This is a genomic window from Pseudomonas acericola (SeqCode) (genome assembly GCF_053456465.1).
The window spans coordinates 508130-524470 of sequence record NZ_JBRFJB010000003.1 but is presented as its reverse complement, the minus strand read 5'-3'; the positions used below and the strand labels follow the sequence as shown (position 1 = coordinate 524470).

Below are 16341 nucleotides of genomic sequence, written 5' to 3'. Positions count from 1 at the left end.
ATGAGCGTACCCGTGCCTTTGTTGGCCGTTGAAAATCTACAGATTCGCGTCGGTGTGGACGGCCCGCTGGCTGTCGATGATTTCAGTTTTACCCTGGCTCCCGGCGAAATCGTCGCGCTGGTGGGCGAGTCCGGCAGTGGCAAGACCATGGCCGCCCGCGCTGCGATTGGCTTGCTGCCGGCGCCGATGCAGGTGTGCGGCGGGCGCATCACCTTCCAGGGCGAGCCGCTGGACAGCAACAATGCCAAGGCCATGCGTGAGGTGCGCGGCGCGCGGATCGGCATGGTGTTCCAGGAACCGATGGTCTCTCTCAACCCGGCGCTGACCATTGGCCGGCAGATGAGTGAGGCGCTCAAGCTGCACACCGCACTGGATGCGGCGACGATCCGCGAGCGCTGCATCGCCATGCTGCAACGCATCGGCATCAAGGACGCGGAAAAGTGCCTGGCGTCCTACCCGCACCAGTTCTCCGGTGGCATGCGCCAACGCATCATGCTCGCCTCGGTGATGCTGCTGCGCCCGGCGCTGTTGATCGCCGATGAACCGACCACGGCGCTGGACTGCCTGGCGCAACTGGACGTGATCGAGTTGATGTTGGAGCTGACCCGCGAGCAGGGCACGGCGATTCTGTTTATCAGCCATGACCTGTCGCTGGTGGCGCGCTACGCCCACAAAGTGGTGGTGATGCGTGCGGGCAAGGCGGTGGAGCAGGGGCGTATCGAAGATATCCTCTTCGCGCCCAAGGCCGAATACACCCGCCAGTTGCTCGAAGCACTGCCCCGGCGTGGTGAGCTGGTGCCATTGCCGGCGGCGGACGCGGCGTTGTTGCAGGTGCGCGATGTGTGTATCGAACACCCGGGACCCCGAAGTTTTTGGGGGCGCAGCGTGCCCAAGCGCGTGGTGCATTCGGTGAACCTGAGCATTGCCCCGGGTGAAACCCTGGCCCTGGTCGGCGGCAGCGGCTCGGGCAAGACCACCCTCGGGCGGGCGGTGGTCGGCTTGGTCAACCCGTGCGCCGGGGCAATCCTGTTCCAGGGCGTGGATATCCTCAAGGCCGCCAACCGCGTGCATCGCCTGCAATGCCAGATGATTTTCCAGGACCCGTATTCGTCCCTCGACCCGCGCATGACCGTCGGCCACATCCTCGCCGAACCGCTGCGCCATGAGCCGGCCCTGAGCGCCGCGCAAAAACGTCAGCGCGTCACCGACACCCTGGTGGACGTGGGCTTGCCCGAGCAGTTCCGCGAGCGTTTCGCTCACCAACTGTCGGGCGGCCAACGTCAGCGCGTGGCGATTGGCCGGGCGTTGGTGCGGCGGCCCAAGCTGGTGATCGCCGACGAGCCGATTTCCGCGTTGGACATGACCATCCAGAAGCAGATCCTCGAACTGTTCGAGCGCCTGCAACGCCAATACGGCTTCGCCTGCCTGTTTATCTCCCACGACCTCTCGGCGGTGGAACGCATTGCCCATCGGGTGGCGGTGATGAACCAGGGCGAGGTCGTGGAAATGGGCCCGCGCGACACGATCTTCGACAGCCCGCAACACCCGTACACCCGCCGCTTGCTGGCGGCGGCGAGCCCCTTGGAGAAACGTACGGATGGCAGTTATCGCCTGCGCGCCAGTGTGATTTAGGTACTGCTGCACCCCAGGCCATGTGTTGCACCTCATCCCTCGTCAGTCGCGGATTGACGAGGCGGGCGAAGCCATGGCCGAAGAAAACAAAAACAACCCCACTCAACCTGTCTGCCAGGAACCTGCACATGAATAACCGCATCACTAAAGTCGTCACCGGAGCCAGCGTCATGGGCGCCGGGTTTATGCCCTTGCTGGCCCACGCCGACTTTGTCGCCGACAGCAAGGCCGCGCTGGAATTGAAGAACTATTACTTCAATCGCGATTACCGCGAAGACAGCGGGCAGAACAAGCGCGCCGAATGGGCGCAGGGTTTTATTCTCAACGTCGAATCGGGGTTTACCGAAGGCACGGTAGGGTTTGGCCTGGACGCGGTGGGCATGCTCGGCGTGAAGCTCGATTCCAGCCCGGACAACTCCGGCACCGGCCTGCTCGCACGGTCCAGCGTGGCCGAACCGGGCTCGCCGAGTTATGCCCGCCGCGCACACGACAACTACTCGAAACTGGGGATCACCGGCAAAGCGCGCCTGGCCAAAAGCGAGCTGCGCGTGGGCTACATGGTGCCCGACCTGCCGACCCTGCAACCCAATCTCAGCCGCCTGTTCCCGCAGAGTTTCAGCGGTACGGCCGTCACGTCCAAGGACATCGACAACCTGACCCTGAGCGCCGGCCAACTGGACCAGGTCAAGCAGCGCGACTCCACGCACTACGAAGACATGGGCCTCACCAGCCAGTACGGCGCCTACAAAAGCAGCGCGAAAAGCGATGAATTCCGCTACGCCGGCGGCGAGTACAAGCTCACGCCGAACACCGCGCTGACCTATCAATACGCGCAACTGGAAAGCCTCTACCAGCAGCACTACCTGGGCGTGAAAAACAGCTTCAAGTGGGGGCCCGGCACGTTCAAGACCGACATTCGCTACTTCAACGCCAGCGAAGACGCCGCCGCCCTGGCCGGCAAGGTGGACAACCGTGCGTTGAGCACGCGCATCGGCTACAGCCTGTACGGCCACAACCTCAGCGGCGGTTACCAGGCGCAGTACGGTTCGACACCGTTCACCTACGTGGACGGCACCAACACCTACCTGTTCACCGAGTACCAACTGGCCAACTTCTCCCAGACGGGCGAGCGCGTGTGGCATGCCCGCTACGACTATGACTTTGCCTCGTTGGGCTTGCCGGGCCTGCTGTTCTCGACGCGGTATGCCAAGGGTGACAACGCCAAGGTCATCGGCTTCAAGGGCGAAGGGCGTGAGTGGGAGCGTGACTTGAGCCTGGGCTACGTGGTGCAGAGCGGCACGTTCAAGGATGTGTCGCTGCGTTGGCAGAACGCCAGCGCCACCAGCAACTTCGCCCGTGACACCAACGAAAACCGGCTGATCCTGGGTTACACCGTGGCGCTCTGGTAGCCGTCATGGCGTGCAACAGGGGCAGCCTGTTGCACGCCCAAGCAATGCAAGTGAGGGGATAGATCAGATGACAAGTTTGCCGTTGCGCCGGGCCTTGCCCAGTCAACAACGTGTATCGGCGCGGGGCGTCAGTGATTTCATCGAAGCGGTGAATGCTGCGGGCCTGGAATTGCACAGTTTTATGCTCTACCGCGACGGTGCGGTGGTGGCCGAGGCGTTCTGGGCGCCGTATCGCGCCGAGCGCCTGCACGTGCAGCATTCGGCGACCAAGAGCTGGGTGTCGATGGCCGTCGGGTTGTTGGTGGATGACGGCGTGCTGTCGCTGGACGCCAAGGTGGTGGACTATTTCCCTGCCGATTGCCCGGCCGTCATCAGCGCCAACCTGGCGGCCATGACCGTGCGCGATCTGCTGACCATGCGCACCGGGCACCGCCAAGGTATCTCCGGTGGCGCGTGGCGCGGGCGCAGTGACAGTTGGGTCAAGTTGTTCCTCAATGAACCGGTGGAAGACGCGCCTGGGCAGCGGTTTATCTACAGCAGTGCGTCTAGCTTCATGCTCTCGGCCATCGTCAGCGTGGTTAGTGGCCAGACGGCATTTGCGCTGTGCAACGCGCGTATTTTCCAACCCATGGGCATGGGCCCGATTGAGTGGGACCTGGCCCCCGGCGGCTTCAATACCGGTGGCAATGGCTTGAGTTGCAGCACCGAAGATTTGCTCAAGTTTGGCGTGCTGCATTTGCAGCAAGGCCAATGGGACGGGCAGCAACTGTTGTCCGCAGAGTGGGTGGCCGAAGCCACCCGTGGCCACGTCGATGATGTGTGGATGGGCGCCTTCGACGGCAAGCGTTACCTGGGCCGCGATGAATCGAGCGACGCCGCCGTCACCCGCCGCGAAGGCTACGGCTACCAGTGGTGGATGACCTTGCACGGCGGTTATTACGCCTCCGGCGTGTTCGGCCAGCAGTGCATCGTATTGCCCCGGCATAACGCGGTGATTGCCTTTACGGCGGGCTTGCCCCTGGGCGAGCGGCGCTTGCACAGCCTGCTCTGGGAACACCTGCTGCCGGCGCTGGGCGTGCCCACCGATGGCGCGGCGGACGCCGAATTGGCGCGGCTGTTGGCCAACCAGCGGCGGCCGTCCCTGACGGGGGCATCGCGCTCGCCACGCCAGGCGGAGTTCAGCGGCACGTTTGTGATGCAGGCCAATGAAGACCAGGTCAGCCAAGTGCGCCTGGCGTTCGGCCCTGACTATTGCGACTTCTACCTCACCGACCCCCGTGGCACCCATTGCATTCGTGCCGGGCTGGTCGATGCCATCGAAAGCCAGACAGGCATGACCGGCCACTATCTGCACCACCAATACCAACCGGAGATCACCCCGGTGGTGGCGCAGGCGCGCTGGAGTGAAGACGGCGTGCTGAACATGACCTGGCAGTTTGTCGAGACGGCGTTTTGTGACCAGGTCACTTGCCGGATCGAAGGCGGCACCTTGTCGGTGGACCGCAGTGTCAACGTTAACGCCGGCCCGTTGCAGCGCCCGACGCTCATCGGCCATCAGACCACCGTATTGCAGGAGCACTTATGACCACGACTTCCAACCCGGCCTTCTGGGCACCGTTCACCCCGATGCGCCAGTTCCAGCAACAACCGATGATGTTCGCCAGTGCCGACGGCATGCACTACACCACCACCGATGGGCGCCGCGTGCTGGATGCGATGGCCGGCCTGTGGTGCGTGAATGCCGGGCATGGCCAGCCGAAGATCGTCGAAGCGATTCGCGAAGCGGCGGGGCGCTTGGACTTTGTCTCGTCGTTCAAGATGAGCCACCCCCAGGCGCTGGAGATGGCCGAGCGGTTGATCGAGATCAGCCCAGCGGGCATGGAGCAGGTGTTTTTCACCAACTCCGGTTCAGAGGCGGTGGACACGGCGTTGAAGATCGCCCGCGCGTATCACCAGGCGCGGGGCGATTGCCGCCGGACCAAGCTGATCGGGCGGGCCAAGGGGTATCACGGCATGGGGTTCGGCGGGCTGTCGGTGTCCGGCATCGGTCGGCAGAAACGCGACTTTGGTCCGTTGCTGGGGGAAGTGTCGCACCTGCCGCTGCCGTACGACGCGAGCATGCGTTTCAGCGCCGGTCAGCCTGAACACGGCGCCAGTTATGCCGATGCGCTGACGCAGTTGCTCGACATCCAGGACCCCAGCACCGTCGCCGCCGTGATCGTCGAACCGGTGACCGGTTCCGGTGGCGTGTACCCGCCGCCCCAAGGCTATTTGCAGCGCCTGCGGGAGATCTGCACGCGCCATGGCGTGCTGCTGATTTTCGACGAAGTGATCACCGGCTTCGGTCGCGTCGGCGACAGCTTTGCCGCGCAAGCCTTTGGCGTCACCCCGGACTTGATCACCACCGCCAAAGGCCTGACCAACGGCGCTGTGCCCATGGGCGGCGTGCTGGTCAGCGCGGCGGTGTATGAAGCGTTCATGGCCGGGCCGGCCAACGTGATCGAGTTGATGCATGGCTACACCTATTCGGCGCACCCGCTGGCGTGTGCGGCCGGGTTGGCGACCATCGAGGTGCATCGCGAGCTGGGCATCAATCAGCACGTCAACGCGGTCAGCGGGCTGTGGCAGTCGGCGGCGTTGGCCTTGCGCGGGATTGGCCCGGTGCTGGATGTGCGCACCCTCGGCCTGCTTTGCGCCGTGGAACTGGAACCGCGCCCCGGTGCGGCCGGCGCACGCGGCAGTGAGGTTGCGCAGTGGTGCTTCGACCACGGCGTGCTGGTGCGCGGCTCGGGCGACACCATCGTGATTTCACCGCCGCTGGTGATCAGCCCGCAGGAGATCGCCCAGGTGTTCGATACCTTGGCGGACGCCTTGAACCATGTCGCTTGAAGGGAGTGCGGGGCATGTCGGATCTGTTTGAGTTCTACATCGACGGTGCTTGGGTAAAACCCCATGGCAGCGATATCGACGCGGTGGTAAACCCGTCCACCGAGCAAGTGATCGGCCGCGTGATGCTCGGCGATGGCGCGGATGTAGACCGCGCTGTCGGCGCCGCCCGGCGGGCCTTCCCGGGGTTCGCAGCGACGTCGTTGCAGACGCGCATCGACCTGCTGCAAGGCATCATCGACGCGTACAAGCGCCACAGCGAGGCCTTGATCGAAGCGGTGCACCTGGAGATGGGCGCGCCGCTGTCCCTGGCGCGCAGCGCCCATGTGCCGGCAGGCCTCGGCCATCTGGTGCAGGCGCTGGACGTGTTGCGCGACTACCGCTTCGAGCGGCGCCTGGGCAACACGCTGGTGGTGCGCGAGCCGATCGGCGTGTGCGCGCTGATCACCCCGTGGAACTGGCCGCTCAACCAACTCACCTGCAAGCTGGCGCCTGCGCTGGCGGTGGGCTGCACGATGGTGCTCAAGCCCAGTGAGCGTGCGCCGTTGTCCGCGCAGATCATCGCGCAAGTGCTGCACGAGGCCGGAGTGCCGCAGGGTGTGTTCAACCTCGTCCATGGCGACGGCCCTGGTGTGGGCGCGGCGCTGGCCAGCCACGCTGACGTGGACATGGTGTCCTTCACCGGCTCGACCCGCGCCGGCGTCGCGGTGGCCAAGGCGGCGGCGGACACGGTGAAGCGCGTGTCCCAGGAGTTGGGCGGCAAGTCGGCGAATATCCTCCTCGACGATGCATTCCTGCCGAGTGCCGTACGCCACGCGGTGCTGGGTTGTATGCGCAACAGCGGCCAGTCGTGCAACGCGCCGACGCGTCTGCTGGTGCCGCGTCAGCAGCAAGCGGCGGTGATCGCGATTGCCGAGGAAGTGCTGGCCCAGGTGTGTCATGACGACAGCAACCCGCTCACGGCCGTCGGCCCGGTGGCGAACGCCATGCAGTTCGAGCGGGTCCAGGCGATGATCGCCGAAGCCATCGCCGAAGGGGCGCGTTTGGTCGCCGGCGGGTTGGGCCGGCCCCAAGGGATTGAGCGCGGTTACTACGTGAAACCGACGGTGTTTGCCGACGTCACGCCGCCCATGTTGGTGGCGCGGGAAGAAATCTTCGGCCCGGTGCTGGCGATCATGCCCTACGACAGCGAAGCCGAAGCAATTGCCATCGCCAATGACAGCCCTTATGGCTTGTCGGGCTACGTCACCTCATTGAGCCTGGAACGCAGCCGCGCGGTGGCGCGCCAACTGCGCACCGGCATGGTCCACCTCAACGGCGCACGGGCCGATCAGGCTGCGCCGTTTGGCGGCTACAAGCAGTCGGGCAATGGCCGTGAATGGGGCGAGTTGGGGTTTGACGAGTACTTGGAGAGCAAGTCGCTGTTTGGGTACTAGGGGGAGGGCGGGGCGGCTGAATGATCAGCCGCCGTACCTTCAATTCAGTAACGAATCATCACCGATTTCAGTTCCGTGTAATCGTCGATAAATGCCGCGCCGAACTCGCGGCCGATCCCCGATGACTTGATGCCGCCGAACGGCACCGCCGGGTCGAGCATTGTGTGCATATTGACCCATACCGTGCCCGCTTGAATGTCCGGCACCAGGCGCAGGGCCTTGGACAGGTCGTTGGTCCACAGGCTGGCGCTGAGGCCGTAGGGCGTGTTGTTCATCAGGTGCAGCAGTTCTTCCTCGGTGTCGTATGGGAAAAACGTCGCGATGGGGCCGAAGGTTTCTTCGTTGAGCAAGGTGTCGTTGACGTCATTGGCAAGAATGATCGTCGGCTCGACGTAGCAGCCAGGCCCGTCGATCAGGTTGCCGCCGTAGACAATCCTGTTGTTTTGCGCGCGTGCCGTATCAAAAAAGCCTGCAAGTTTCTGTTGATGCTGTTTGTTGGTGACAGGGCCGAACTGGGTGGTTTCATCCAGGGGCGAGCCGATTTTCAGGGCGGCCAGGCGCTGGGCGAGTTTTTCCATGAGGGGTTCGATCTGCGAGCGGTGGGCAAAAAAACGCTCGGCGGCGGCGCAGATCTGGCCGGAGTGCAGGAAGCCGGCCTCGATGATGCCGTCGGCGGCTTTATCCAGGTCGATGTCGCGCAGGAAAGCCGCCGAGTTCTTGCCGCCCAATTCCAGGGTGGCGCGGGTCAGCTTGGCGTCCATCGCGCCTTTGCCCACGGCAATCCCGGTGGGCACCGAGCCGGTGAAGGAGACTTTATCGGTGCCCGGGTGTTCGATCAGCGCTTTGCCGACAGCGCCGCTGCCTGTCACCACGTTCAAGGCGCCGGGTGGCAGGCCGGCTTCGCTGGCCAGTTCGGCGATGCGCAGGATCGTCAGCGGGGTGAATTCGCTCGGCTTGATGATCACGCTGCAACCGGTGGTCAGGGCCGAGGCCAGTTTCCAGATGGCGATCATGGTGGAGAAGTTCCACGGCACAATACCCACCACCACGCCGACGGGCTCGCGCAGGGTAAACGCGGTGTAGCGTTCGCCGGCGAAGGAGGGCAGCGACGGGGTGATGGTTTCGCCGGTGATTTTGGTCGCCCAGCCGGCGTAGTAGCGCAGGAAGTGGGCGGCCTGGTCGACCTCGAACGCGCGGGCGATGTGAATGATCTTGCCGGATTGGCAGGTTTCGATCTGTGCCAGTTCCTCGCGATTTTGCTCCAGCAGGTCGGCAAGCTTGAACAACACCGCCGCGCGGGCGGCCGGGCTGGTGTTGGACCAGATCCTGAAACCCCGGTTGGCGGATTCGACGGCACGATCCACATCGCTTTGGGCCGCATCGCTGACTTGCGCGATGGCTTCGCCATTGGCCGGGTTGATGACCTTGAGTTTGGCGTGGCTGCTGCTGGCGACATAGCCGCCATCGATGTAAAGGCCGTGATCACGCCCGAGAAACTGGCTGACGCGGGGAAGCAGTGGGATATCACTCATGGGGGCAGGCTCCAAAAATCCAGCAGGTGACTGTGCCGCGCTCTAGGCGCAGGCCTTTACACGGAAAAGTACGCTGGATGCTGGCGTTTATCTTGACTGTGCGTGTCACGCACATGACTGAGCCTGCCAACTTGCGGGCTATGAAAAGTACAACCTTCTACGTGGAACGTGCATTTTCCACGGCTTTTGCGCGACCCATACTGGCCCGGTCTTTTCAGCGTTCCTGGCCAGGCGCCACGGTTTTCCCTCCATACCGTGGCTGTTCGGCACTGGAAGCGCTCACCTCCAATAATAAAGAGCCCCGCCATGAAAAAGCCCAATCCTCTGCTTGAAGACCTCAAGGCCGTGTTGCCTGCCATTGCCGCCAACGCCTTTACGGCCGAAAAAGATCGCAGTGTTCCCGCCGAGAATATCGCCCTGCTCAAAAGCATCGGCATGCACCATGCGCTGCAACCACGAAAGTACGGCGGCCTGGAAATTTCCCTTCCCCAGTTTGCCGATTGCATCGCGCTGTTGGCCGCGTCCTGCGCCAGTACTGCCTGGGCGATGAGCCTGCTGTGCACCCATAGCCATCAATTGGCGATGTTCTCGCCGACTTTGCAGGACGAGGTGTGGGGCGATGACCCGGATGCCACCGCCAGCAGCAGCATTGCGCCGTTCGGACGCACCGAGGAAGTTGACGGCGGGGTGACCTTTAGCGGCGAAATGGGCTGGAGTTCGGGGTGCGATCACGCGGAGTGGGCGATCATGGGCTTTCGCCGCAAAAACGCCGAGGGCAGCCAGGACTATTGCTTCGCCGTATTGCCCCGCAGCGATTACGTGATCCGCGATGATTGGTATGCAGTCGGCATGCGCGGCAGCGGCAGCAAGACGTTGATCGTCAAGGATGCCTTTGTGCCTGAGCACCGCATCCAGAAAGCCAAGGACATGATGGAAGGCAAGTCCGCAGGCTTCGGTCTCTACCCGGACAGCAAGATTTTCTTCGCACCATACCGGCCGTATTTTGCCAGCGGCTTTTCCACCGTCAGCCTGGGGATCGCCGAGCGCATGCTGGAGGTATTCCGCGAAAAAACCAAAACCCGCGTGCGCGCCTACACCGGTGCTGCGGTGGGCGCCGCGACGCCGGCGTTGATGCGCCTGGCCGAGTCCACCCACCAGGTCGCCGCAGCACGCGCCCTGTTGGAAAAAAGCTGGAACGAGATCGCCTGGTACAGCGAGCAGCACAGGTACCCGAGCCGTGAAACCCTGGCGTTCTGGCGGACCAATCAGGGCTACGCCACCAAGATGTGTATCCAGGCCGTGGACCGCTTGATGGAAGCCGCCGGCGGTGGTGCCTGGTTTGAAAGCAACGAGCTGCAACGCCTGTTCCGCGATTCCCACCTCACCGGTGCACATGCCTACACCGACTATGACGTGTGCGCGCAAATCCTCGGACGCGAGTTGATGGGGCTTGAGCCCGATCCTTCGATGGTCTGATCCCCGCCGTAGCGCTATTCCCATAACAACAAACAGGGCTGGTCCGTGGGTCAGCCCGGGAGTTTTTCATGTCTGAAGTCCTTGCATCGCAACCCGCCAACCCATTCGACGCGCGCGCGTTTCGCCGTGCCTTGGGCAACTTCGCCACCGGTGTCACGGTGGTGACAGCGGCAACCGCCAGCGGGCGTAAAGTCGGCGTGACGGCCAACAGCTTCAACTCGGTGTCCCTGGACCCGCCGCTGATCTTGTGGAGTATCGACAAACGCTCCAACAGCCACGAGGTGTTTGAAGAGGCGAGCCACTTCGCGGTCAACGTGCTGGCGGCGGATCAGATCGATTTGTCGAACAATTTTGCCCGGCCGAAGGATGACCGCTTCTTTGAGATTGAATTCGAACCGGGGGAGGGCGGTGCGCCGGTGTTTGCGGACTGCTCGGCGCGTTTTCACTGTGAAAAGTTCCAGCAGGTCGACGGTGGCGACCACTGGATCATGATCGGCAAAGTGGTGGCGTTTGACGATTTCGGCCGTTCGCCCCTGCTGTATCACCAGGGCGCCTACTCGATGGTGCTGCCCCATACGCGCATGACCAAGCGCGACGAAGGCCAGCCGCCCAGCAGCCATTTCCAGGGGCGCCTGAGCCACAACCTCTACTACCTGATGACCCAGGCGTTGCGGGCGTATCAGGCCAGCTACCAGCCGCGGCAGCTGTCCACCGGGCTGCGTACCAGTGAAGCGCGGATGTTGATGGTGCTGGAAAATGACGCCGGGCTGGACCTCAACCAGTTGCAGCGTGAAGTGGCGATGCCGGTGCGTGAAATCGAGGAGGCGGTGGCCAATCTCAAGCGCAAGGGCCTAGTGGTTGATGACAACGAGCGTGTGCGGCTGACCGTCAAAGGGGTGGATGAGACCGAGTCGCTGTGGACCATCGCCCGGGAACAGCAGGACAAGGTGTTTGGGCAGTTTTCGGTTGAACAGATCGACACGTTCAAGGCCGTGCTCAAGGCGGTGATTGCCAGCTGAGGTTTGTTGTATCTGTGGCGAGGGAGCTTGCTCCCGCTGGACTGCGCAGCAGTCCCATTGTTGGGGCCGTTTCGCGACCCAGCGGGAGCAAGCTCCCTCGCCACAGGTTGCTTTTACTCTTTTAGAACGGTACGGCGACGGTCACCTGGCTGTACAGGTTGGTGCCGTTGCCGCCGACTTGATTGCCGCCGGTGTTTTCATCCTGCTTGGGTTTATAGAGGCCAATAAGCGGGGTGATGATCAGGTGCTCGTTCACCGCCCACTCCGCAAACACATCCAGCTCGCGTCCGCTAAGGTCGAGGTTGCCGTGCTTGTGGGTGGTTGAATAATCAAAGAACAACGTGCCCACCGTGAGGTTTTCCAGCGGGTGCACCTTGAGCGCCACATGCTGGATCGCGGTATTGCTGTTGAAGGGCCCCGCGTAGTTGGCGGCCACTTCGCCCTGGAACCAGGTGCCATAGCCGGTGCTGTAGCCGTTGAACATGGAGTCCCAGCCTTCGGAGTAGCGGCTGTAGCGGTAGGTGATGTCGGGGCTCCACAGGGTATCGGCGAAGGTGTAGCCCGCTTCGGCATACCAGGCTTTCTCGGCGCCGGCGTCCTTGTCTTGCCAGGCGTATTCAAAACCGAAGTGGGCGTTCTTGATGCCCGCGTCGCCGCTGCCGCGCAGGCTGTAGATGTCCATGCCTTTGCGTTGCTGCTGGAAGTCGCTGGCGTAGCGCTTATCCACGTCGATGCCATGGATGTAGGTCAGGCCCAAGGTGCCGGGTGCTGCGCTGTAGTCCAGGGTGCCTGCGGCCATCTCGGTCTTGGCCTGGGCGCGGTTGTCCGACTTGATCCACATGACACTGCCGTGCACCCCGTCCTTGCCACCCAGGCGCAGGACTGCGGTTTCATCGAAGGCGTGGCGGGCGGCGAGGTAGTAGGCGCCGCCGCGATTCAACGCACCGTCCGCCGGGCCTTTGCCGAAGTTCAGGCCGTCATCGTTGATGATAAAACCGTTGCCCAACTGGATGATCTGCCGCCCGAAGGACAGGTCCACGCCGTCTTTGCCCAAGGCTGGGAACAAGTCGCCGGAGCGCCAGCCGGCGAAGGCTTCGTCGAATTTGGTAGTGCGTTCACTGCCGTTGCTCAGGCCTGCGGCATCGCCGTCACCCCAGGTGCCCGAGCTGACCAGGTTGGCCGTGCCATACACGCTGCCGTAGCTGCCTAGCGTACGGTCCAGGCTCAAGCCATATTTGATGAACCCTTCGCGCCAGGTGGAACCACCGGTCGTGCCGTCGTAGTTCTTGCGGCTGTTGAACAAGCCATAAACGGCAAGGAAATTGCCGTTGATATGCGTATCGCTGTCGGCATACAGCTCATAGGCCTGTGCGGCCTGGGCGCACGCAGCGCTGGCCAGTCCCAGCGCCACGGCGATTGAGAGTGAACGGGTAGTCGAGGTGTGCCCCATGGTTATTGCCCCTGTTGTTGATGTGCGGTTGTAGGTCAAGCGCGCCATTAATGGGGGGTTGAGGGGGTGGCGTCTTTAACCACCGTGCCAGCCATTTGACTCAGCTCGCCAGTTGCACGCGGTTGGCAGGCTGCAACAAATCGGGCGGCAGCCGTGGGCAAGACGCTCTTGGAGCAGGGGCGCACAGTGAGGGTGTGCGGCGACGCCAGCCTCCTGTAGAAAGGAGCAGCCTGTCGCTACTTACGCCAACCTAACGTCAGGGACATTAGAAAATGTCGAGCAACCATAAGCTCACTGAGCACTTGAATCGCGGAACGGTGGGGTTTCCTACCGCACTGGCCAGTACCGTAGGCCTGATCATGGCCAGCCCGGTCATCCTTACGGCCACCATGGGCTTTGGCATTGGCGGCAAAGCCTTTGCCGTGGCGATGGTAATCGCGGTGGTGATGATGCTGGCCCAGGCCACCACGTTTGCCGAAGCGGCGGCGATCTTGCCCACCACCGGCTCGGTGTATGACTACATCAACTGTGGCATGGGGCGTTTTTTTGCCATCACCGGGACGTTGTCGGCCTACCTGATCGTGCATGTGTTCGCGGGCACCGCAGAGACGATCCTGTCCGGGGTCATGGCGCTGGTGAACTTCGAACACCTCAACACCCTGGCCGAGTCGGCCGGTGGTTCGTGGTTGCTGGGGGTGGCGTTCGTGATCAGCTTCGGCATTCTCAACGCCTTTGGTGTCAGCGTGTTTGGGCGTGCGGAAATCATCCTGACCTTCGGCATGTGGACCACGCTGATGGTGTTTGGCGTGCTGGGGTTGATCGCGGCGCCGGCAGTGGAGCTGGACGGCTGGTTTGGCGAGTCGTTGGTGGGCAGCGACCCGATGACCATCTTGTCGCTGGTGGGCATGGCCATGTTCATGTTTGTGGGCTGTGAGTTTGTCACGCCGCTGGCGCCGGACTTGCGCAAATCCGCCTCGACCATGCCCAAGGCGATGCTCCTGGGCCTGGTGGGCGTGGCATCGTGCATGTTCATTTATGGCGCGGCGATGAAACGCCAGGTGGAAAACCTGGTGCTGGACCCGGCGACCGGCCTGCACCTGCTGGATACGCCGATGGCGATTCCCAAGTTCGCCGCCCAGGTCATGGGCGATATCGGCCCAGTGTGGCTGGGCATCGGCTTCTTGTTTGCCGGCGCTGCCACCATCAATACGCTGATGGCCGGTGTGCCGCGCATCCTGTATGGCATGGCGGTGGATGGGGCGTTGCCGAAGGTGTTTACGTATCTGCATCCACGCTTCAAGACACCGCTGCTGTGCATCCTCGTGGCAATGCTGATTCCGTGCCTGCATGCCTGGTACCTGGGCGGTAACGTGGACAACATCCTGCACCTGGTGCTGGCGGCCGTGTGTGCCTGGAGCACCGCTTACCTATTGGTCACGCTGTCGGTGGTGATCTTGCGTATCCGTCGGCCGGATCTGCCACGGGCCTATCGCTCGCCGTTCTTTCCGCTGCCGCAGATCATTTCCAGCGCGGGGATTTTGCTGGGTATGTGGTTTATCACGCCGCCCGGCATGAACCCGGCGGATGTGTACATTCCGTTTGGCGTGATGTTGGGCTGTACCGCCGTGTACGCGTTGTTCTGGACGCTGGTGGTGCAGAAGGTCAACCCCTTCAAGCCGGCGCGGGTGGAGGATGTATTGGCCAAGGAGTTCGCCATGGAACCCGGTATTCAGGCGCGTGAGGAACTGGATCATGCTTGCAAGGCTGTCTGAGCTGTTCGGCGCCCCGCGTGCGCCGACGGGGTATCGTCCGGGGGCGACGCTTGAGCGTGTGCGGCGCAACCTGGGCCAGCCCTCGTTTGAGTTTTCGGCCCCGGTGCGCGCGCGGTTTCAGTTCGGTTCAGAGGGGCCGCTCATCGAGGTGCATGAGCGCGCCGAAGCGCAGTTGCTGATGCATGTGGTGCTCACGGAGTTTCGCTTCCACACGCCCGCTTCACGGTGGAGCGAGGGGTGTTACCAAGTGCACCACACGGGGGCCATCCGCCGGACAGGTCTGGTCTGTCGCCGCCGAAAAGGGCCGCAGGACTTTGCCGATGGGTTGACCCGTGAACTGAGCGCCAACCCAGCGTTGCGCGAGGCGCTGATGCCGCTGGATTTCAAGAAGATCACCCTTGAATACGCCCACGGCGGCTGGAACGTGGCGTTGGAGCATATGGGCGGCAGCGAGGTGGTCAATCGCATGCCGGCTTTTCGCCGCTATATTTCGTTGAGTATTGAACAAACCCGCCTGTTGCAGCAGAGCATTTTGGCCCTTCACCAGGTGCTCAAGACGCTTTAAGCCTTGAGTGGCATGGCTTGTGCTTATGTACTTTGCATAGATCTACAGTTGTGCGCCTATAGATAACATGTTAACTATTGGCGCACAAAAATAAGCATCGCGTGCGGAGGTATTCATGAGCATCCATCAGGCTGCCTGGGACGGGCTGGACCAATGGACCACCACCATGCAGGCATTGTGTGGTCGTTTCGAAACCCAACTGGCGTTCAATCGTTCGCTGTTTATTGGTGACATTTCCACCTGGTCCCATGGCGGGCTGTCATTGGCCAATATGCGCACCAATGCCGGTAATATCGTGCGTTACGGTGATCGTGCCGATTGCGACAACGACGAGCACTGTTTCCTGGTCAGCCAGCGCACCGGCTACTCCCACATCACCCAGGGCGGCGTGACCATCCAGTTGGCGCCCGGCGACCTGATGCTGATGGATTCGGTCGGCCCTTGCGCGATTGCTCCCCACGGCCTGATCGAGCATGTGTCGCTGTCCTTGTCGCGCGCGCAGGTGCAGCGCCAGCTCAAAGGCGTCTCGCCGATCTTTGGCAAGATCTCGTCGACCAAAGCCTGCGGGCGCATGCTGCATTTGCTGATGGACCAGGCGTGCAAGGGCAGTGACGGCACCGACAGCGCGGCGGCCGAGGGTGAAGCCTTGCAGAGTGCCTTCATCCTGCTGCTGGCTTCCGGGTTTGAACAGGCCGAGGAGAAGACCAACGATGCTGCCGTGCTCGGCGGCGTTAACCTGCGCAGCTATGTGCAGAAGGTCATCGATGAGTCCTTGGCCCAGACCAATCTGACACCCGCGTGCCTGGCGGGGCGCCTGAAAATTTCGGTCAGGCATCTTTACCGGCTGTTCGAGGAGGAGGGCGACAGTGTGTGCCGTTACATACAGCGTGCGAGGCTTGAGCGCAGCGCCACGGACCTGGCCAATCCGTTCCTGCGTGCGGAGTCGATCACCTCGATTGCCTATAAGTGGGGGTTCACCGATTCCGCGCACTTCAGCCGCTCGTTCAAAAAACACTTCGAACAATCGCCCAAGGATTTTCGCGCGCAGGCGCTATCGGGCGCCTTGGCGGGTGCCGCCTGACTGTTAATTGATTAACGACTTGACCGCGTAGCGGGCGATGGCTACTCTCGCGACTTCTCCCTACCGACCGGTAGGCAGTCAGT

The 16341-nt window shown here is 62.6% G+C and carries 12 protein-coding genes; 10 read left to right on the top strand and 2 right to left on the bottom strand.

The window, feature by feature from the left end:
- The 5 genes from ACU688_RS14465 to ACU688_RS14445 all read left to right on the top strand — a co-directional run bounded on the left by ACU688_RS14465 (window position 1) and on the right by ACU688_RS14445 (window position 7363).
- On the top strand, window positions 1-1632 hold the full coding sequence (locus ACU688_RS14465) for an ABC transporter ATP-binding protein (RefSeq protein ID WP_448185281.1): 1632 nt from the start codon (window positions 1-3) through the stop codon (window positions 1630-1632).
- 128 nt (window positions 1633-1760) lie between these two features.
- Window positions 1761-3041, top strand: a complete 1281-nt coding sequence (locus ACU688_RS14460) for an OprD family porin (protein WP_448185280.1) — start codon at window positions 1761-1763, stop codon at window positions 3039-3041.
- Between the two features lie 67 nt (window positions 3042-3108).
- A complete protein-coding gene (locus tag ACU688_RS14455) occupies window positions 3109-4626 on the top strand; it encodes a serine hydrolase domain-containing protein (protein ID WP_448185279.1) in 1518 nt (505 codons plus the stop codon).
- On the top strand, window positions 4623-5930 hold the full coding sequence (aptA, locus tag ACU688_RS14450; RefSeq protein WP_448185278.1) for an omega-aminotransferase AptA: 1308 nt from the start codon (window positions 4623-4625) through the stop codon (window positions 5928-5930). The genes ACU688_RS14455 and aptA overlap by 4 nt, the downstream gene beginning before the upstream one ends.
- A 14-nt stretch (window positions 5931-5944) precedes the next feature.
- Window positions 5945-7363 carry an aldehyde dehydrogenase family protein gene (locus ACU688_RS14445; RefSeq protein WP_448185277.1) on the top strand — a complete coding sequence of 473 codons (1419 nt, stop codon included), beginning with the start codon at window positions 5945-5947 and terminating at the stop codon, window positions 7361-7363.
- A 44-nt stretch (window positions 7364-7407) separates the two neighbouring features.
- Here ACU688_RS14445 and ACU688_RS14440 read toward each other — a convergent pair whose 3' ends face one another.
- Entirely contained in the window at window positions 7408-8895 is a 1488-nt protein-coding gene (locus tag ACU688_RS14440) for an aldehyde dehydrogenase family protein (protein WP_448185276.1), read from the bottom strand.
- Between the two features lie 306 nt (window positions 8896-9201).
- Here ACU688_RS14440 and ACU688_RS14435 point away from each other — a divergent pair, with 306 nt between their 5' ends.
- Window positions 9202-10371, top strand: a complete 1170-nt coding sequence (locus ACU688_RS14435; protein ID WP_448185275.1) for a p-hydroxyphenylacetate 3-hydroxylase oxygenase component — start codon at window positions 9202-9204, stop codon at window positions 10369-10371.
- A gap of 68 nt (window positions 10372-10439) precedes the next feature.
- Complete coding sequence (locus tag ACU688_RS14430; RefSeq protein WP_448185274.1) at window positions 10440-11390, top strand: p-hydroxyphenylacetate 3-hydroxylase reductase component; 951 nt, start codon at window positions 10440-10442, stop codon at window positions 11388-11390.
- Between the two features lie 121 nt (window positions 11391-11511).
- On the opposite strand, the gene ACU688_RS14425 is transcribed toward ACU688_RS14430, so the two are convergent.
- Window positions 11512-12840: an alginate export family protein gene (locus tag ACU688_RS14425; protein WP_448185273.1), complete on the bottom strand. Its 1329-nt coding sequence runs from the start codon at window positions 12838-12840 to the stop codon at window positions 11512-11514.
- Between the two features lie 272 nt (window positions 12841-13112).
- Here ACU688_RS14425 and ACU688_RS14420 point away from each other — a divergent pair, with 272 nt between their 5' ends.
- From ACU688_RS14420 to feaR, 3 genes are all read left to right on the top strand, one after another.
- Window positions 13113-14612 carry an APC family permease gene (locus ACU688_RS14420; RefSeq protein ID WP_448185272.1) on the top strand — a complete coding sequence of 500 codons (1500 nt, stop codon included), beginning with the start codon at window positions 13113-13115 and terminating at the stop codon, window positions 14610-14612.
- Complete coding sequence (locus ACU688_RS14415) at window positions 14593-15177, top strand: DUF3156 family protein (protein WP_448185271.1); 585 nt, start codon at window positions 14593-14595, stop codon at window positions 15175-15177. Before ACU688_RS14420 ends, ACU688_RS14415 begins: the two co-directional genes overlap by 20 nt.
- Before the next feature lie 115 nt (window positions 15178-15292).
- Window positions 15293-16258 (top strand): transcriptional regulator FeaR, encoded by a 966-nt coding sequence (gene feaR / locus ACU688_RS14410; protein ID WP_448185270.1) that lies wholly within the window; start codon window positions 15293-15295, stop codon window positions 16256-16258.
- Window positions 16259-16341 lie beyond the last annotated feature (83 nt).